Source organism: Adhaeribacter terrigena (assembly GCF_016623615.1).
Taxonomy (GTDB): domain Bacteria; phylum Bacteroidota; class Bacteroidia; order Cytophagales; family Hymenobacteraceae; genus Adhaeribacter_A; species Adhaeribacter_A terrigena.
Genome location: NZ_JAEHFX010000001.1, coordinates 253422 through 274447 on the forward strand (window position 1 = coordinate 253422; position 21026 = coordinate 274447).

Sequence of the window (21026 nt, forward strand, 5' to 3'; positions counted from 1 at the left end):
GGCATAAAACAAAACTCCCCGCCTCCAGAAGGAAGCGGGGAGTTTTTCAGTTTAAAAAGCTAGCGTTTTTGCAGCAATTATTGTACTACAATACGTTTAACAGCAACTTCAGCGTCAGTAGAAGCTTTCAGCATGTAAACACCGGAAGCTACATTTTTCAGGTTGATGGTTGCGTTATCTTTAGAAGCAGCAGCGCTGTAAACCAGACGGCCTTGCATATCGCGTACTTCCAGGTTCAGGTTACCGCCTTTCATATCTTTAGCAGATACGTTGAACACCCCGTTGCTTGGGTTCGGATAAACAGAAACCAGTTTCGCGTTCAGGTCTTCTTTCACGCCGGTGATGTTGGTCAGATTCGCTTCGAATAAGAAACGGTAATCATCTTCTGCATCTTCAGGCGCGACAGGTGTTGTACCTGGAGTTGGCATTACGAAATTAGTATTAGGACGGTCTGCATCCCCATTTTGAACAGAAAACGGAAATGAAAAATCAACAGCAGTTGGTTTAGCTAACAAGCCTAAACCAATGAAATAATCCTGGTTTTCTACAATTGCCGGGGTTGGAAAATTGAAGGTAATAAAATTGTCAACATCTGCCGCAGTAAGCACCATATCCGCTGATCTTGCCAATTCGTTGCCACTAGCATCTACAACAATTGCATAAACTGTACGAGTAGCAGTTAATACAGCTGGGTTAAAAGCAGGGCCAGGAATATAAGCACGCATGCTGTTTACTTTTACTTTATTTGTAGCGAAGAAACGGGATAACCTTACGCCTGAATTTGCAGCAGCTGTCTGACCAAATGGGCCAGGAATAGCAGTTTCAAGAACCGGATCAGTGGTAGCATCAGCCTGCATAGCATAACTTTCCGCGTTAGTAGAAACTACCTGTGTGAAATCTTTAGCGTTGTTTAAGTTTACATCATCATTTGGTACAGATACCTCTATGAAGTTAGTGCCGCTACCTGCTACAGGCATATAGCTTGCAAAGGAAATAATAGTATCTGCACCAGCTGGTAAAGAGGCTAAAGTAACTGTAGTGCTAAAAGTATTATTTCCAGTTACATCCAGCGATATTACTTTATTAGTAGCAGCAGCAGAACCTGTGTTTTTAATTAAGGCCTTTACAACATGCGGAGTACCAGTTGCTGTGGCTACTTTACCTTGAGAGAAAATCGCCTCAACAGAAAGGTCGTTTGGAGGTAAAGTAAAAGGGGTAAAGCGATAAGTACGGCCTGCGTCTGGTAAGAACGTATTACGTACAAAATGCAAAGCTGGATCGCCTGGGAAATTAGGGTCCTGGTTTACAAATGTAGTAGCTGTCCAGGCTGTACCACTGCTTGGCTTTGATGCCAATACCCAATCAATTGGAGCAGCAGTTGAACCTTTTAATCCAACTAAAAGCGGTTGGCCGCCAGGAGTTGTTGCTGAATTTGAAACCCAGGTACCATATACAAGCTCGATATTGTTGGTTGTTTCATAAAGCTTGATTTGGAACTGCATTGTTGTAAATTGTGCCGTAGCATTTGCAACTGTAGTTGCTTTATCAGCCAGGTTTTCGAACTGGATGGTTGTTACACGGTTTGGAGCAGTACCCGTAGTTGCTACCCGGAATTCAGTAGGGTTAGCAGTTTGGTCAGCAGCACCCTGTAAGTCAACAAAGGAGCTGGCTGCAATAATGTTCGTGTTTGCGGAATTGGTACTCGAAATCGGGTCTAATAACGCAGCAGAAGAAGGAGCTGTTGAACCCAATTTAATATATCCATTTGTATTCAATACAAACTGGGTAAATGCTTGGCCATTGTAATTAAACGTGAAGCCAATTGGCTGAGCTGCTGAGTTAGCATTATCGTTGTTTGCTACTGTAATTATAGTGCCTGTAGAGCCTAAATCTGTATAAGTACCAGCAACATTAGTAGAGTTTGCAGGGCGGTAATTCAACTGTGCCATTGCTGGCATTGCGCAAAAAGAACCTGCAGCAAGGGCTGCTAAAAGCATCCGGCGCTTTAATTTCGAAGCCTTGAAGCTTGGGCTTGAAATGGCATCTTGTAGATGTTTTTTCATAAAAGTGATAAATAAATAAAAAGTGAAAATTTCAGTTTTGTGAATCAGAGTGGAAATATACACTTTTTCCGAAAAACAAACAGGCTTTTTGTTTAAAAAATGATTTTATAACGAAGCTAAAACCTGTGTTTTTTCAGGTTCGTGCAGAACCGTTCCAACGAAACACGGTTTCATCATTGACTGGTATGCAAATAATCAGGGTGTTACTGTTTTTAGAACCGGTTACACCAGCAACAAACCTTTTTCCCGGATCTGCTTCCACCAAACGCTATCTAAAAATGCGGTAAAACTCAGCGGCGCTTCGACAGGATACGTGGTTTCAATTTCTTTCAGGCGCAGCGGTTCACTGTTTCCGGAAGTAAGGTTTTCGAAAATGTTCATTAACCAATCTCCGATAACCAGCGGCAACTCCAGTTCAAAGTCTTCGGCTTTTTCGTAGAAGGTTAAAGTGCAGGTTGCTACTGCATTTACTTTTTTCGGCTTAAACCCTAGCGTTTTTTCGGGCACGTTGCCAAACCAAAGCAGGCGAAGGTTCCGTTTCTCGTAATCAGATTTACCGGGTTCGGCAATGGCATTATAGATCAGGTTTTTAGCAACGGTGGTGCGCGGCACTTTAAAGTCGAACCAGAATTGAAGGTTTTCTTCCAGCCCGATGCCGTGCATGAAATTGTAAATGGCCTTCGCCAGCCCTTTTCCGAAAGCTTCGTGGTCGGTGCCTTGCGGATCGTCGTGCCAGAGGTCGTTATACGCAAAGTTGCCTTGCTCCGGACCAATTTTCACCACCCCGAATTTCTCCGGGTGCCGCCCGATGGGACTGTGCGCCGTCATGGAGAACCGGTGCCAGAAACCCGACTGGATCACGTTATTTTCAAAAAGCTGCCGCACCACTTCCAGGCTGTCGATGGTTTCCTGCGCGGTCTGGGTTGGGAAGCCGTACATTAAATATGCGTGCACCATAATACCGGCCTGGGTAAAACCTTCGGTTACGCGGGCAACCTGGGCAATGCTCACGCCTTTTTCCATCTTCGCTAAAAGCCTGTCAGAAGCTACTTCCAAACCACCCGAAACGGCAATGCAACCCGAAAGCGCCAGCAAACGGCAAAGATCCGGCGTAAAGGTTTTCTCGAACCGGATATTGCCCCACCAGCTGATTTTTACGCCACGGGTTATCAGTTCAATGGCCAGGTCGCGCAAAGCCAAAGGCGGGGCCGCTTCGTCTACAAAATGAAAGCCGGTTTGGCCGGTCTGCGCAATAATCTGTTCAATTCTATCTACCAATAATGTGGCAGGCGCGGTTTCGTAGCGGGCAATGTAATCTAAAGTGATGTCGCAGAATGAGCAGCGTTTCCAGTAGCAGCCGTGCGCCACCGTCAGTTTATTCCAGCGGCCGTCGCTCCACAAACGGTGCATCGGGTTCATCACTTCAATAAACGAAATGTATTTATCCAGCTTCAGATCCGAATAATCGGGCGTGCCAACTTCCGTATGGGAAATGTCTTTTTCTGTGCAGTTATTTATATAAGAAACGGTACCGTTTTGAAGTAAAAAAGTCCGTTGCAGGTTCCCAATTTCGCGTTCGCCGTTCAGGAATTCCAGAATTCTGAGCCACGGACTTTCGCCGTCGTCGAGCGTTACAAAATCGATGTATTTGAAAAGTTTCGGTTCGTTCAGGCTACGCAGTTCGGTATTCGGGTAGCCGCCGCCCATCAGCGTTTTTATTTCCGGATTTACGCTTTTTATATGTTTTGCCAACAGCAAAGCCCCAAATAAATTTCCCGGAAAAGGAACCGAAAAACCCACCACATCCGGTTTTACTTCGGAAAGCAATTCATCTAAACTTTCGAGCAGCATTTCGTCGGGAATGGTAAGCGGCGCGTGCAGGGCTTTTTCGATCGGCTCAAAACTCGTGGCGCTTAACCCTAATTTCTCAGCGTAACGGCTGAAGCCAAAATGCGGACAAACGGCTTCCATTATAAAATCGGCAATGTCTTCTAAATAAAGCGTGGCCAGATGCCGGGCTTTATCGGTAATTCCAAGTTCGCCAAAACCTGCTTCCAGGTCGCCAATTTGGTCGAAACGCGAAGCTTCCGGCAGGAAACGGCTGTAGCAAATTTGCTGGGCTAAGGTAGAATCCTGGTTTTGCAGAAATTTAATGACCGGTTCTACCGTTTCGAAATAACTTTTCCGGAGGCGGTAAATGCGCTGCGCATTATCGGAAAGCTTCTGAATATTGGTTACGCTGTTAAACATGCGTTCCAGGCCTTTCCGGCTAAACATTTTCAGCACCATATCCAGCCCCAGATCCGACTGATGCACGTTAAAACCGCGGCTTTTCAGGAAACCTTTTAAGTAAGCCGTGGCCGGATAAGGGGTGTTGAGCTGCGTGAGCGGCGGGGTAATAAGCAGGATAACCGGAGATTTCAAAACCTGGAATTCAAATGTTTAGCCTGCAAATTTACGCATTTTTGGCCGGTTTTTGGCCAGGAAGGCCTTGCATCACCCATTATAAAGCAGAATTGTATAAAACAGAATGGACAGCGTTTAAAAGCTGTCCATTCTGTTTTAGGTTACCGGGAATTTATTTTTCAATTACCAGTTTCTGATAGTATCGGTGCTCCGGAGTATTTATCTGCAACAGGTAAAGACCATTTGCCAGCCCCGATAAGTCTAATGCCTGGGTTACCTCTCCGGCTAAGTTGGTTTTATACGCGCGTTTATAAACCTGCCGCCCTAAAGCATCGCTGATTTCTACCGAAATATTGCGAACGCCGGGCTGCTGAAAATAAAGCGTAGTACTGCCTGTGCTCGGGTTCGGGAATACGTTGAATTTTCCTATTGATATACCGGGTTTTATTCCGTTCATTACAAAACCAAAAACCACGGAAGTATCAGAAGCGCAACCATTATTCCAGATAATTACCTGGTAGCTGCCGCTTTGCGTGGGCTTGATGCCGGCGGTGGTTAGGCCGGTAGAGATGCCGTTCAGTAACCATTCATAAGTTCCTGCAACTACTCCAGAAGTTAAGCTATCGCGGTTAATAGCGGTAATTACCGGGGTAGGTGGTTTGGCCTGAACGATGATTTTTAAGGTATCAGTAGCGAAGCAACCGTTCTGGGCAAAGGTATAAACCAGTGTATGCAAGCCGGTTCCGGCAACTGCCGGATCAAACCCTGAGCCGGAAATTCCGCTGCTTCCGCTCCAGTTTCCGCCGGCCGGGGTTCCCTGCAGTGCATAAGGCGCAGTGCCGGCGCAAAGCAAAGTGTCAGAGCCGGCAGAAACCACCGGAACGCCCCGCACAATAATAGAAACCAACGCGGTACTGCTGCAGCCCGTTAAGGTATCCGTAACCAGAAGCTGCTTTAAAATGGTATCGTTTCGGGTTAAAAAACTGCCAGCGGTAAAATTCGGGTTCGCAATAGCCGGGTTACTGATGCCCGAAGTTGGCGACCAGTTGTAAACCAGGCCAGGAATAGGTGTAGTACCGAGCGCAATTGTTTCACCGGAGCAAATATTTCTGTTAAGGCCTGCGTTGGCAACCGGTCCGGTAAGCACCTGCACATTTTGGGTAGTAGTAGAGGTGCAGCCATTTCGGGTTAAGGTGTAGGAAATAGTATAACTGCCCGGAAGCGCCGGAATAAACGTATTGCCAAATACCAGGCTGCCGCTGAAAGTCCCGCCGGGAACAGCTGGAATCAGATTTATAGGTTGCGTGGTAGTACAATACGTTGGGTTCAGGGTGTTAAAAGCGCTGTTTGGTAAAGGCTTGATGATCACTGTCATTTTTGCCGGAACGCTTTCGCAACTACCGTTTTTCTGAGTAATAAAATACGTGGTAGTAGCCGTTAAACCTATTGGGGTGTAAGTCGGGCCGCTATGAACCAGGTTGGTTAACAGCGAATCCGAATACCAGCTTATATTACTGCCCGAAACCTGCAAAGCCGCTACTGTTTCGCCCAGGCAATATTCCGGAGGCATTACGATCTGCGGCATTGCCGGTATTGAAGTGATGCTTAGCGGTATTATTACGGGACTTATATAAGCCGGTCCGGAAGCGGTGAGCCTGAGTTTATAAAGGTTACTTTGCTTGCTGGTGACTGGCAAATGTACCAGCAAAGTATCCGAATCAATGGAAATCAGGCTGCCCACAATTACCGGGTTCGTAAAACTTCCGGACGAATCGCTTAACTGCGCCTGGAATTCATTGCCTGCCTGAAACGACCCGAAAACCCGGTACGGAAGCATAAATTGTTCCCCGGCGCAGAAACTGCTATTGGTAAGTGGCAGCGGCATTACTGCGCGGGAAGAACTGCTTTGCACGCAAATGCTAAAGTCGCCGGTTCCGGTTTTCTGGTTGTAGGCATAAACGCGAACGTAATAGGTACTGCCTACGAGTGTGCCAACAGCTTTTAACATTTCTCCGCCTCCGGCCAGCGCCGTGTCGCGGCACATTACTGAAGACAAAGCCCCGCACGAGCCGGATAGCAACTCTACCACCAGATCGGCATTACCGGGATTGGTTACGGTAATTACGTTCTCTACGCCAATTGCCGTGAATTTATACCAGACATCGGCCGCCGAAGCTCCGCTACAACCGGCCAGCGTTTGGGTAGCGTTCAAAACTGTGCCGGTTACCGGTTGGCAGGTTGTTGAAGCCGTTAAAGTAATCGCGCCATTGCAATCATCGTTTACCGGCGGCGTCGGCAGTTCCTGCACGCAGATCGTAAAGTCGCCGCTTCCCCAGCCAGGGCCGTAATGGTACACCCGCACAAAATACGTGTCGCCAACAGTTAGCCCGGCAGCATCTACGGTTTCAGTAGCACCCAGAGAAGTATTATCGCTGCAATGCAGAAGCGCCGGATTGTTGCAGTTTCCGCCAAATACCTGCACTACCGCATCAAAACCCGCAGACCCGCTTACTTTTATCCGTTGGTTGGCATTGGTAGCCGTAAATCTATACCAGGCATTGCCGGCGGCATTCCCGGAGCAAACCGGCAGGCCTTGATTTAGCAGCGTTCCGGTAATCGTACCACTCACAGCATTGCAAATACCAGAAGCATTTACCGGTACCGTTACTGCCTGCTGGCAGGTTGCATTTACCGGGGTAGTATCTTCCGTGATGCATATCGTAAACTTGCCGGTACCATAATTTTCTACTTCGGTAGTATTAACCCGGAGGTAGTAAGTAACGCCCTGAGGTAAGTTGAAGTAGCTATGGGTTAAGTTATTGCCGCCGTTAAAATTGTAATTACATTCAACCGGCCTCAAGTTGCCACAGGTATCGGCGTATAATCTTAATTGCGGGTGAAAATTAGGGTTGCCTTGAATCGATACGGTTAGCTTCCGGGCGCTGGTAGCAGTAAATTTGTACCACAAATCTTTTCCGAGGCTTTCCGTGGTATTAAAACAACCTTGAGCAATTGAAGCAGTAGCTTCGGAAATATTTCCTTCTATTGCTACACAGGTACTTCCGGCAGTTAAATTAATGGCTCCGGCACAATTGTCATTTACCGGCGGGTTTACCGTGCGGATGTTCAGCCTGAAATCGGCACAATGAGGCTGAGGCCATGTATCTACTACTAAATAATAAGTGCCGTTGGATGTAAAAGTGAATGGCAAGGTGGCAGAAGTATCCAGACCGGTTGCAATAAAAGGTTGATTATTCAGCCCCATAAATGTTACCTGGCCATTGCATTGGTTCAATATGCGCAGACCTTTCCGGATGCTGTTCCCGCCCAGCGTAAAGGCATACGTAACCGGAGCATTGGTAACATTCAACTGGAACACATAATCTTCTCCATCGCCGTAGCGGGGAGATTGGCCGTTTATAGGAAAGTTATAACTGCTTTGAATCATCCCAAAATCGTTTCCCTTGCCGCAGGTGGTTTGCAGGCCGCTGTTAAACGGTATGGCCGGAATAATAAAAGGATTACTGCAGGAAGAACCAACCGGACGCGGCGGCGCATCGGTTACGCAGATCGTGAATTCCCCGGTACCTCCTCCAGTATCAAATACTTTAACGAAATACGTGTTGCCTGCTGTTAGATTGGTTGCATACATTACCTGGGCATTAGTACTACTCTGTTGTATATTACAAGCCAGGATGGTTGGTGTTGGGCAGGCGCCCTGCAAAAGCTGGATACCAGGCTGGAAACCAGCTAAACCCTGCACGGTAATGTTGTGGCTGGAGGCTGTTGCTACGAACTTGTACCAGACATCGGTATCGCCGTTTGCCAGTACGCCGGGGTTCATAAAAACCATACAACTTTGGGCTGCGCCCGAACTGGTAGCAAGAATCGTAGTTCCTGAAACCGGAGTGCAGTTATTGGAAACCGGTAAAGTTATCGCATTCGCACACAGGTCATTTCCGGGAGGCAGCGGTGCCGGATTAATTTTCAGGTTAAAGTTTCCGCAATTGATATTTCCTGCGGCCATTCCCTGGAAGAGAGCATCTTCTACCACCAGGTAATAAGTACCGTTGGTGTTAAAGCTGAAGATGTTGCTGGAGGTGGAATCTCTACCGGCCTGGTTTGTATAAAGGAGCTGACCGAAGGTGTTTATGGCGCAGTTCGTTGGGGAAAAGGCCGGGCTGGGGCAGTTCCGGTAGATATTTAACATTTTAGAAGTAGTACTTCCGGAACTTAAGGTCATCTGGTAAGAAACCGGCGCATTGGTAATATCCAGCCGGAAAACATAGTCTTCTAAAGGTAGTGAGCCTCCGCCCCGACAATCGCTTCCGTAATTATCCTGGCTGCCGCAGGTGCTTACCTGCCCGCTGTTGAAAGGAATAGCCGTTACTGGTACTGCCGTAGCGCAAACTGCTCCAACCGGCGCCGGGGAATCTTCCTGTACCGAGATGGTGAATTTATCATAGGTAGCATCAGTCCTGTAATCATAGACTCTTAAATAATATGTGTTGCCCGGGGTCAGGTTGTCTGTCCTTAATTCTTCCTTTGGGTTTTGGGCATTAATATACCGGTTCATACAAACTAAAGAATTAAGACTATTGCAGCTGCCACTGAAAAGCTCAACCACTGGATTGAATGCAAATTCCGGAGTTGCTGCGTTGTTAGGTAAACCAACAACTTTTATGAGCTGGTACGGAGAAGTGGCTACAAATTTAAACCATACATCGTCGTTGGCATAAGCTATAGTAGGAGACTGGCAGGAAGGCATGGATTGCGTAGTGCCCTTGGTGCTTCCGGCAAACGGAACCGGAACGGTGTTTATGGGAGCAACCGGCAACGTTATGGCGCCGATGCAGTCGTCGTTTTCGCGTAATTGGGTAATGCAAAACCGAAGCTGTGAGTTACTAATTCCGGCTACCGGTAAATAAACCCGGAAATAATACGTCTGGCCGGGAACCAGGTTGGGCAAGTCAGTGCGGTTGGTATTCGAGCCTTGGGTAAAGCAAAGCATAGAAGTAAGGTTGCCGCAGCTGCCGGAAAACAATTCGAAACTTCCCTGCACGTAAACCTGATGCTTCGTGCCTTTGGCAACAAAACTGTACCAGGTATCATCGTCGGCAAAGGCATTAATAGTATTTCCGGATGGGATGCAGCTTGGCCGCGATTGTGTGGCATAAAGCGAACTTGCGTTCACAAAGCTGCAGGTATCTCCAACTGTTACAGTTATGGCGTTTATGCATTCATCATTAACCGGGGGCGGCGGAGCATTTTTCAGACTGAACCGGAAATCGCCGCAGGTTTGCCCGTCTACTACAAAGTAATAGGTGCCGTTTGTTTTTAAGGTAATAATGCTGCTGTCGGCTACTCCGGACCGGGAAAGAGGACTTTCGCCTACAAAATTGGAAGGCTGTAGGGCAGGCGTTGGGCAATCTTTAAATACCGAAACCCATAGATTGCTGGCCGTAGCCGAAGGCCGGTCGAGGCGCATCAGGTAAGAAACCGGGGCATTGGTAACTTCCAGTTTATACACCAGGTCTTCGCCGGGAAGGGAATAATTCCGGAAGTTGCTGCGGTAGTTGTCGCCGCTGCCGCAGGTGGTTTGCAGGCCACTTTTAAAAGGCACACCCGGAATGTTCAGCGCATTCACGCATAAGGCTCCGGGCGGCATGGGCCGGTCTTTTACCGAAATGGTAAACGTATTGGTAGTGATGTTATGATTGTTTGCATATAGCCGGACGAAATAAGTTTGACCCATTACCAAAGGAGCGAGTTGGATAGTAGCACTGGACCCATAAGCTGCCTGCACCCCGCATTGGATAGAACTTAAGCTGTTGCAGGTGCCAACTAAAACCTGAGCTTCTATTTGTAAACCTGAAGAGGCTGTAATTTCCACATCATGCGCCACTCCGGTTGCCTTAAACTTATACCAGACATCGTTAGCCGTATAACCCGGGCCACCGCAGGGTGGCATAGATTCGGTAGCATTCTGAATGGTTCCCGAAACAGGAACGTGCGTTGTATTCACCGGAAGGCTTACCGCGCCGTCACAATTATCGTTGGAAGGGTCGGAGATGCAGATGGTAAAGTTACCGGAACCAGCTCCCGCTTTGTAATGGTAAACGCGCACATAATAGGTGTTGCCGGGAATCAGGCTATCGGGCTGGGACATTTCCATTGCTCCCAGGCCGGTAGCATCTGTACAGATCAGGGAAGTAAGATTATTGCAGGAGCCCGAAAAAACTTCGATTACAGCATCGTAGTTAGCGCTGCAGGTTACCCGGATGCCATGCCGCATTTTGGTAGCTACAAATTGAAACCACACATCATCATCGGCTATGCCGCCTGCCGCACAAGCAGGCAAGGTTTGGGTAGCCCCCGTCGAAATCCCGTTCGATGGGCTGCATGTGACTCCGGGGGTTAAAGAAATGGCGCCTCCACAATTATCGTTCACCGGTAAACCCTGCGCTTGTGCGCTGGTACCTTTCAGCAGGCTTAGCAGAAAAATAAGCCAGAATAAAAAGCTTACATAAGTTCGGGTACAGGAAGGGCTTTTCATAAGGTGCGGCATAAGGAGTTAGCTTTCGGAATTTATTCCTTACCGGCACAGACAATGAAAATGCGAATAGGGTTGTATGGGCCTATAAACTTTTTCTACCACCGCCTTGCAAAAAGTAGTTCAGGGCCATTTGCGGCCCCTGCAAGGCAGGAAGTGAGAAAGAACAAAAACGCTATGGTTTCGGGCCTAAAAACTGCGCGTGAAATCCAGCAGCAATCGAAACAACTCCGGAAACCTGGTAAGCGGCAGGGTTTCGGGTTTGTCGTTCACGTCGTGGTAGGCGGTAGTGCCGCCGAGGGTGTAAAAGAAAAATGCCGGCACGCCTTTTTCCGAAAAAGGGAAATGATCGGAATTAGCGGCTTTGCCCCGGCTTTTTATTTCCGGAAAGTAGTTTTTCTGTTTATTGAGCTGCTGCAGTTGCGCAAATTCCTTTTCGTGAATGCGGCCGTTCACCACCATTAAACCCGCCTCGCCGGTGCCGGTCAGATCCAGGTTTACCAGGAATTTAATTTGCAGCAGCGGAAAAAAGGGATTTTCTACGTAAAAACGTGAGCCCACCAAACCGGCTTCTTCGGCCCCGAAAGCCATGAACACGACGGAATAATCGGGTTGGTTTTCGGGTTGGGCATAGTAGTGTGCAAGTTCCAGCAGGAGGGAAGTGCCGCTGGCATTGTCGTTGGCACCAGGGAAATACGTGTTTTCGTCAATGCGTCCCAAATGATCGTAATGCGCCGTAAAAACCAGAAACGAATCGGGCTGCGTTTTGCCGGGAATAAAACCGATCACGTTCTGCGTCTGGTAATCCGGAATAAAGTTCGCTTTAACCTCGTATTTGACTTTTTGGGGCGTTTTGCCTACCGTTTTTTGCAGCAGATCGAATTGCGGTTGCGGGTTCTGATTTTTAGCAACGGTGTACGTCAGTTTCTGCGGGTGGGAAATTAAAACAGCGCCGGCCGTCTGCATTTTTTGCGCGAACACGTCCGGCAGAATACTCCGTTTTATCCAGAATTTTTCCGGAACCAGTATCGCTTTGCTTTTCAGATTTTGGTTTAGAAATAATGCGCCCCGTTTTTCATCGGAATAAATAAGCGTATCGAGCGGCAGAATTTTCAGTTTGCCTTTACCGGAACGGATTGCTGCATCCGGAATAAAGTCCAAACCAGGCTTCAGTTTCTCACCGTCCAGCTTCAGCTCCGTTTCCAAAACGGTATTTACCGGCAATGAAAAAGTCTGAAAATAATCTCCGTGGAATGGTTTTAAACCAACTTTCTCAAACTGCTTCTGAAGAAATTCTGCTGCTTTTTTATCGCCTTTGTTTACGTAACCGCGGCCGTGCATTTCCGGGGCGCAAAGCGTTTCAATATTTTTCCGCACCCGCGCCATATCCTGCGCCGGCGCTGAAAACGGTAGGAAAATGAGAAGAAAAACCCAGCAGTTCCGCATGAAGCGAAGATAGCAGATTTATTTATGTCTGAACACGATTTTCAGGATTATAAGAAAGGCAGGATTTTTCCGAATTGGGATCTGTCGGATTTGAGGATTGGTAGGTACAGGGCTTCACCTGTCCGCACGGTATTGCGATAAGTTATTGCAATACCTCTTCGCAATTATTTCTGCCAGTCGCCAACAAGTTCCTTCGCTATTGCGATGCGAAATGCTTCGGGACATGCAGGATGGCGGAAAAAACGGTATGGTTTCCGGCCTAAAAAGTATGCAGTACCATCCGGCTTTAGCCCACGGAAAAGAAAAAACTCAGAAAGTAAGCTTGCGCCGAAGGAGGATGTAAAAGAGGCAAGCGCCTAAAACCGTACCGATCACATCGCTGATCACGTCGCCGGTTTCGCCGTGGCGGCCGCGTTTCATAACCGTTTGCAAAAGCTCAATAATAACGCCGAAAAAAAAGCAGATGACTACCGAAATACCAATGGCAAATTGCAGGAACTGGGCCCGGCCGTAATGAAAATATAAACTGCGGACCAGTAAAAAAGCCAGCAGCCCGAAAACGCCCACATGTGCCAGGGTATCGAAAGAAAGGAGTTTCCACTCGGGCGTTTTAGGAAGCGATTCTGAGGGCAGCAGCGTTAAAAACAGAATGACTGCTGCCCACAAAATTGCCGGGAAATGATAACGGAGAAAAGTAGTTACCACAAAAGAATACTTAAGCGCCGATCAGTTGGCCATAAGCTTCGGCAGAAAGTAAACCTTCCAGTTCCGCTTTATCGTCGATGCTCATTTTGATCATCCAGCCGTCGCCGTAAGCATCGGAGTTTACCAGTTCCGGGTTAGAACCCAGTTTTTCGTTCAGTTCCAATACCGTTCCGGTAAGCGGCGAGAACAGGTCAGAAACAGTTTTAACGGCTTCTACGGTACCAAAAACTTCGTCTTTGTTTACTTTTTTGTCAACCGTGTCAATGTCCACGTATACGATGTCGCCAAGTTCGCGCTGGGCAAAATCCGTGATGCCGATTATCGCTGTGTCGCCTTCAATGCGTACCCATTCGTGTTCTTTGGTGTACTTCAGTTCGCTTGGTAAATTCATAATGTTTTGATTGTTAGTTGTTTATTGCTAATTGCTGATTGATTTTGGTAATAATGACCTATCTTGTGAATTGAAAACCAAAAGTAGTTATTCAATTCACAATTAACAATCAGCAATTAACAATTAGCAATTTATAGTTTTTTACCTGAAAACGATACCATTTTATTGCGATAAACTGTAACGTAACTGCACCCCGCCTTCAGTAACCGTATTTTTGAACGAAGTCGAAATTTTCGGGTCCGAAATGGTGCGCGTAAAGTAAAGCTGCACGTTTAACCGCTGGTTCACCGTATAGTCAATAGTAGGCCGGAGCTGCAGCTGCATGTTGCCGTTGGTTACTTCATTGCGGCTCTTTTCTACGATTGCTCCGCTCACACTATCCTGCACAATGCTGCGCTGAATAATGGTATTGTCGCGGATCGAAAGATCGAGGCGGCCGGTCAGTTCGTTTTTCAGGGTTTTGTATTCGCCGTTGATCTTGAACGGGATCCGGAAATTGGAAGTGCTGTAACCCGCACCAATTACAATGTCCTTCACGTGGTTTTCGGTTACCTGGGCGTTGCTCAGGTTCAAACTCAGGTTCCGTTCGGTTTTATATTCAATGCGGCCGGTTATGTTGTTCTTCGTTTTAAAATTCACCCCTAGCAGTGGCGTAAGGCGTTCCATAATGGTTACCTGGCTCACCACGTAGTACGGTATATATTCGCCCCGTTCGTTCTCAATGCTCGGGAAACCTAAGTTCGGGGTTAAATACGAAAGCGAGCTGGCAAAATTCGTTACGCCATACGTGCTCTGGTAACCGTGCGAAATGGAGATCGAGCTTAAATAACGTTTCACAAATTCCAGGTTCGAAAGCCCCGAATAATCGATCCGCCAGTTTGGCAACGGAATCCGTTTGGTCAGGTCGCTGGCTTTGGCTCTTTCCGTTTTATAACCCGAAGCATCTTTGCCCTGGTAGGCCAGGTGGAAAGCCGGGATCAGCACATCCTGCGAATTCAGTTTGTAAACCGAATCCTGTAGGCTGCCGCTTGGGTTGGTAAGCGGGTCGCTCAAAAGTTTGGTCAGAATCTGCTGGCGGTTGATTATGAATTGCTCAAACGCTTTGGAAACGTAATTGTCCGGCCGGGCTTCAAACATCGTCTGGATCGTGATGGTAGAAACGCTGAAGGCGCCGGTATTGATCGGGTTCTGCGCTTCGGCACGGCGGTCTGGTATCACAACGCCAGTAGTATCATTCACCGGACGGCGGTAGAACACTTCCCGGATATCGGAAACATCTTTCTTGGCATCTACCAGAATGTTGAAATTCCGGATCGGTTGCAGTTCGGTGCGCATGTTGAGGCTCCAGGTTTTAAGCGAACTCAGCGGCGTTTGCAGATACTGGCTGCTATCGGTGTACCAGCCATTGCGGTCGGCACGGTCATAAAGTTCATCCAAACCGTATTGTTTTCCGGCTACAAACCCAAGGCCCGGTGCGCCAAAACCTTCTTCAAAACCAAAGAATTTCGTGCCTGGTAAATAACCCGGCAGTAAGCTTCCTTCGCTGCGCACGTAAGTTACGTTCAAGGTCCGGGCGGTCATTAAACCACGTAAAATGGTTTTCAGCGCTTTCAGTTCCGGACCTTTGGTGGTGTCTTTCTTTGCTTCCGTTGGTTTTGCGGCAACGGTTCCCGGTTTAACCGGAGCTTTGGCTGCCGGCCGTTTCACCTCGGCTTGTTTTGGCTGTTCGTTGTTTATCTTGTTCAGGAACTTCACTTTATTGTAAAGTTTTACCAGGTCTATCCGGCCGTTTACGCTCGTTTCTGCATTATTCTGAATGGTATTACCCAGTTTCAGCTGCGAAGAAGCCGTATCGGAAACGGAGTTCAGGAAGTTGGAGCTCGCCGTCCAGGTGTAGCTTACCTGGTAACGCGTATCGGCACTTACCCAGTCCGTAAGCGGGAATTTGTCGAGCGGCAAACGGTAATTAAGCGCAGCCGTCTGGTCGAAGTTCGTATTCCGGCCAAAATTCTTCAGGTTCTCGAACGCTACCTTGTTGTTTTCTTTGGTCAGCGGGCCGTAAGGTTCATCTACAATGGCGCGGTTCGTGGCTGTATAGTCAAACGAAAGCGCTTTGGTAAATTCCCATTTCAGGTCGTAGATCCGGTTAAAGAAGAACGTTTTCTGGTAAAGCGGCAAAATTCCGGTAGTGCTCGGCAACTCATACGGGTTGTTCCGGCGCTGGAACTGCAGCTCGTTGTAGCGGCGGTCCAGGTCGGCCCGGAAAGCCAGACGGCTCGGCAGGAACGTGGCATTCAGTTCTTTTATAGGCCGCAGATACGGGCTCTGGAACTTGGTGCTTTGTTCGAACGGCGCGTAGTTTTTCGGGGTCGCGTTATAGGTATACGCCAAACCGCCGGTATAAATTTTGGTCAGGTCGCGGTCCGTTAAAATATCGGTGTGCAGTTTTTCGCTGTAAGCATACGAAAGCGAAATGTTCTCAATGTCGTACACCTTCGGTTTGGAATTCGGGTTAGTTTTCTCTTTCCGTACGTTCAGTAAACTGATGCTCTTGGTTGTGGTCCGGTCTAAAACTTCTTTTTTATATGCTGCTTTATCTTCCGGACTATTAGCATATTTTTCCAGCGATTGGCTCAGTTCCATATCACCTTCCAGCGGGTCGTAGCGCGGCTCGCTTTCTATTACCCCGTATTGCACCGAAAGCGGAACTTTCAGGCCCAAAGCAGATGGCAGGAATTTATCGGCTACAATGTTGGAGTTCAGGTCGAACTGACGGGTGTTTTCCCGGGCGCGCTGCGCAATTTTCTGCTGAATGCCGCCAAAACCTACGGTGGTATAACGCCCGGTAGCAGTAATGTCGGCTACGTCGGCCAGCTTGGCGTTTACGCGAGCTGTGGCCGCCCAGCCAGCGGTTTTATCAAAATCGGAAACACGCATTTCGTTTACCCAGATACATACACTTTGCTCGGCACCGTCGTCACGCGGGTTCAAAACCCCGATCATGATGCCCTGCACCGCACTGAAATCCGGGTTACCGACTACGGTAATCGATTTCCCGTCTTCGCGGGTGATTGTAAATGGTGTGCGACGGTTATCGGTAGTCATATTCCGCCGGGCTTTGGCATCTACAAAATCTTGGAAGGCTACGTCTATTTCGTTTTCTTTCGGCCAGATCGCATACGGGTCACTGGTACCCTGCTGGGTCATTTTCAGCGGAACTGAATATTCGTAATAGTTCTGGGTGTAGTCAGTACCAATGCGGATAAAAGCGCGCATTTGCCCGTCGCGGGTTACGTTGTTCGGGCTTTCGGCGTGAATGAACATTTTCAGGCGCTTGTAGATCAGCATGTCCATAGAAACGTTCTTGTAAACCGCCTTGCCGTATTTGTCTACCAGGTTCTCTACGCAGATCTGCATGGATTGCTCGTTCAAACGGCGTTTGTTCTGCGAAGCATAATCGTCCTGGCGCACGGTACCCGGAGGCAATACATACGGAATAGCACCTGAACTTACTTCACCGTTCTCTTCAATATTCACTGCCGAAACGTCGAATTTATCGGCGCTCGGATCGCAGATACCGGTACAAGGTTCGTTGTTCTCGATAATGGCCGTCTGGAATTTACGCCACTGGTTCGCCACAAACTGAAACTGCACAAAACGAAGTACCGCCGGCTGTTCAAAATCGGTCAGGTACATGCGCAGGAAACGAATGGATTTGTAACCGCTGATGCCGCCAATATTGCGTGCCAGCGGGCTGCGAACCGGGATCCGGAACTGGTACCAGGTTACCGTTTCGCCGTTAATTTCATTTTCTACCTTGTCTACAATGTAAGGGTTGGTACCAACGGCTAACTGCCCCGGTTCCAGCGGAATGGAATACTCGTAATACCGTTCCACATCCGAAACAATATTATCCTTGTTCAGATCTTCTTTATCCGGGAACGTATACGATGTTTCGATGCTGTTTTCCGGCGAGTTGCCTTCCATACCGTTGTAGTTTTTATAACGGCCCAGAATTTTTACGTCGCGGTTGGTATATTCAGCGTTCAGGTGGTGCTTGAAATTATCGTTGGAAGGGTCATCTAAATTGCTGTAGATCCCACTGAAGAATTGCTTTTCATCGCTGTCGTTCAAACCATCCAGACCAATATCCTGGCGGCTCCGCGAACCGGCATCGTTGTCGAAGGCATCGGTCAGGAACTGCAGCGTGCTTACACGGCCCCATGGCGTGCGTTCGGTATCTTCTTCGGGGTTATCGCCGGTTGGCAGGCCGTTCTCAAATTCATACCGGTTGGCATTCTTCATCAGGTCTTCCGAAACGTTACCCAGGTTGAAAACCAGGCGGCCGCCGGTGGTGTTGTTCGTAGCCGGATTTTCGCTGTCGTTTACCACGCCGTTCGGGCCGGGCAGGAAAGGGTCCATCATCCAGAATTCCATGTATTCGATATTGGCATTATCGAAATCGGTATCGAAGGTAATCTCCCGGCTGATGCCGCCGTAATTGCGTTTTAAATTAAAGCCTTGTTTAAAATGTTTTCCATCATCGGCCACATCCGGAGAATAGTTGTACTGTCCGCGTTCGCCCGGGTAATAGGCTACGTCGAAGGTATATTCGTTATTGTTGGCAATTTCCGGGTCCCGGTTCGGGAAAAGCTCGCGCTTCTGCACCGCCCGCACATAGTGGTTTTTAACGTCGCCGGTGGCAATATTGCTTGGTTTCTGGCTGCTGCCGGTATAATAAACCTGGTCAATAGAGTACCAGGCAATCTTTGCCCGGCTATAAGCATACGCACGATCTGGTTGTAAGGCCCCGAAACGATCATCCGGCGTAACCGGGGTGGTAGCCAGGCGCCAGCCGGAGGTTCCGAAGCCGCCCAGCGTATAAGGGGTTTTTACGCTTTCAAAATCATCGATGAACGAAACCCCGTCTTCACCCCGCAGTTTCGATTTAGCTGGTAAAAGCTGGGCGAATTCGCTGTTAATGGTTACTACCGACGGCACTTTGGTTTGAATGATCGGCAGTTTATCGATCATTTTGGTCAGGAAACGCGACTCACGGCGGTAATTCAGATCCAGGCCGTAAATGGTGTTGTTTGTTGGTTCATCGCCAATGCCTACGCGGTAAACAAAGGGTTTTTCGGCCAGATGCAATACCGTTCCGCCTAAGTTGAAATCAGGGTTCAGTTTATAATCGAAGCGGGCACCGAGTAAGGTTCGCGGCTGCACGTTCACGATCTGGGCTTTTTCGAAATTCACTTTCAGGTTACTGGCTGAATTCAGGTAGCTCGGATTCAGGATCTTTACGCGGCCTAACTGGTAATTTACCTGGTAATCTACGTTTTCCTGCAGCTGCGTACCGCCCGAAAATACGGTTACCGAACCTTCGGCGATCTGAATGCCTGGCAAAATAATTTCGTCGGTGGCAGTGGCCTGGTAGCGGCCCTGTAAAAAGAATTTGTTTTTGTTGGCAAACTGCTGCGCATCCGTCTGGGTAGAGTCGTAAAGCTCCTGATACACGTATTTCTGGATCAGGGCATCTTCCGTTCCCGGTTCAAATTTGCTGCGCAGGTAACTCCCGAATGGTTCCACTTCCGGGAAGATAATGCGCCCGTTTTCCGGATCGATGGTGATATCGGTTAAAAAGTCGAAGTTACCGTCGGATGGTTTATCGTTGTTGCGGTTTACGTTATCGAGGTTGAAAACCGAAACCAATGGCCGGTCTTTTACCTGGTTGCCTTCGCGGAGGCTGTTAATGTCTACGCCGGTTTCGTCGTCTTTATAAATAATGTTCAGCTGAAAATTATCGCGGCTTACCTGACTGGCGTTCAGGGAATAAATGTTTTTCATCATCAGATCCCAGGTTGGCAGGCCTAGCGCCGGGTTCGTAGATTTCAGCATTTTCAGGAAGATCACCTGGTCGTCGGTAATGTTCTGATAATCGTCCTGCAGTTCGCCTACTTTATAGGTCTTGCCGTTCAGGGTGTATTCAAAAGCTACGCCAAGCACCTGCTCCGGCAGCAAAGCCGAATTCAGGGATATGTAACCAAGCTGCGGGTTGAATTTATATTCGGCCTGGTTTAGTTTTCGGGCTTTTACGTGTTCAAACTCTATCGCTTTTACCAGGCCCTGGCCGGCTAAAACGGCGTCGACCTGGTTGTTGTCGCGGGTGCCGCTTTTGGTAACCTGATCAAACAGGCTGTTGGCTTTGTTGTCGGCTGGTTTGCGCGGGGTGCTGCCACCGGGAAATGAAAGGGAGGTATTATAAACAGCATTACGGTTTCCTTCGGCTAAATCCATTAACGCTACCATATTCCGCAGGTTTTCAGTTGCGCGGTTATCGTTGGTAATGTAAACTTCCAGGCGGCGGATGGTAATACCGGAATTTACGAGCGGCAGGTCTTTCAGGGCTGCATCGTAGCGGTCGCGGAAGAACTGAGCAAGGAAGAAGTGGCGGTCTTTTTCGTAATCGCTGGCTTTTATTTCAAAAATACGGTTCTGGGCGCCATTCTGAATGTTTACTTCATCTACCTGCCCGCGAATGTTGGAGGCAATGGTGGTAACGCCCAGGCGGCCGAACTGCAGCTGGGTTTTTACCCCGAATAAATTCTGGCCGCCGGAAATCAAGCTGTTATTAAGCGGCAGGCTTACGTTACCGGCTTCGATCTTGCGGATAATCTCTTCGTCGTAACCGGTGTATTCCAGCTTCATGTTGTTTTCAAACTCGAAGTTGGCTTTGGTATCCCAGTTAAAGGAGAGTTTTAGTTTTTCGCCGATCTGGCCGATCAGGTTCAGGGTAATGTTCTGGTCGAACTCAAAATCGCCGACGCGCTGCTGGCGCAAGGGTAACTGGCGGTTGAAGTTCCGGTTAAAGCGCGCGCCGAAACGCAGCGTTACGTTCCCGTTCGGACGGATATCGACGTAATTGCCGCCAAAGATCCGGTCGAAAGCGGAGCTGATGTAAATTTTAGGGATCACGCGCTTGCTGGCCACCACGCTTTCGCCGTCCTGCCCGGCCGATTTGGTGCGCCAGTAATTCCGAATGGCCTGTTGCTGCTGGAATTTCGAATATTCTTCGAAAGTCATGTAGCTCGGGTTGCGGTAATCGAAACCACCGATCTCTTCGTTGATCTCGTAATAGCGCAGGCTATCGTCTAAGGTAACGTTGGTTTTTACGTTGGCCGGGTCGCCCAGCAGCAGGGGGGAGTTACTTCCCTTGTTCGAGAAAGGATCGCCGGTACGGTCTTTAGGCCGGTAGGTGGGCTGTTTGCTGGGCTGGTAGGGCCGGTTGCGGGTGGTATCCTGCAGGGTGGTATCCGGGGGAAACAGGTTCCGGAAACTGGTCAGCGTTAAATTGCCGCGTGCGCCGGTAGTAGCCGCCTGCGAAAGCCACGCCAACAGCGAAATAACGACCACCGAGGCCACAATCGTTTGTGTTCTTCCTTTATTCGAAATCAAGGTGCGT

7 protein-coding genes are annotated in these 21026 nt (G+C 48.5%); all 7 read right to left on the bottom strand.

Translation table 11 applies throughout. The features are described 5' to 3' along the window. Nucleotides 1–77: 77 nt before the first annotated feature. Nucleotides 78–2063 carry a T9SS type A sorting domain-containing protein gene (locus I5M27_RS01180; RefSeq protein ID WP_200504202.1) on the bottom strand — a complete coding sequence of 662 codons (1986 nt, stop codon included), beginning with the start codon at nt 2061–2063 and terminating at the stop codon, nt 78–80. Between the two features lie 222 nt (nt 2064–2285). After that, nucleotides 2286–4487 carry a B12-binding domain-containing radical SAM protein gene (locus I5M27_RS01185; protein ID WP_200504203.1) on the bottom strand — a complete coding sequence of 734 codons (2202 nt, stop codon included), beginning with the start codon at nt 4485–4487 and terminating at the stop codon, nt 2286–2288. Between the two features lie 154 nt (nt 4488–4641). After that, nucleotides 4642–11037 carry a T9SS type A sorting domain-containing protein gene (locus I5M27_RS01190; RefSeq protein WP_200504204.1) on the bottom strand — a complete coding sequence of 2132 codons (6396 nt, stop codon included), beginning with the start codon at nt 11035–11037 and terminating at the stop codon, nt 4642–4644. Nucleotides 11038–11211: 174 nt separating this feature from the next. Beyond that, on the bottom strand, nt 11212–12468 hold the full coding sequence (locus I5M27_RS01195) for a M28 family metallopeptidase (RefSeq protein WP_200504205.1): 1257 nt from the start codon (nt 12466–12468) through the stop codon (nt 11212–11214). A gap of 309 nt (nt 12469–12777) precedes the next feature. Then, nucleotides 12778–13173, bottom strand: coding sequence for a VanZ family protein (locus I5M27_RS01200; protein WP_200504206.1), 396 nt, complete (start codon nt 13171–13173; stop codon nt 12778–12780). 10 nt (nt 13174–13183) lie between these two features. Further along, on the bottom strand, nt 13184–13564 hold the full coding sequence (gcvH, locus tag I5M27_RS01205; RefSeq protein ID WP_200504207.1) for a glycine cleavage system protein GcvH: 381 nt from the start codon (nt 13562–13564) through the stop codon (nt 13184–13186). Nucleotides 13565–13726: 162 nt separating this feature from the next. After that, nucleotides 13727–21019: a T9SS outer membrane translocon Sov/SprA gene (sov, locus tag I5M27_RS01210; protein ID WP_234462336.1), complete on the bottom strand. Its 7293-nt coding sequence runs from the start codon at nt 21017–21019 to the stop codon at nt 13727–13729. Nucleotides 21020–21026 lie beyond the last annotated feature (7 nt).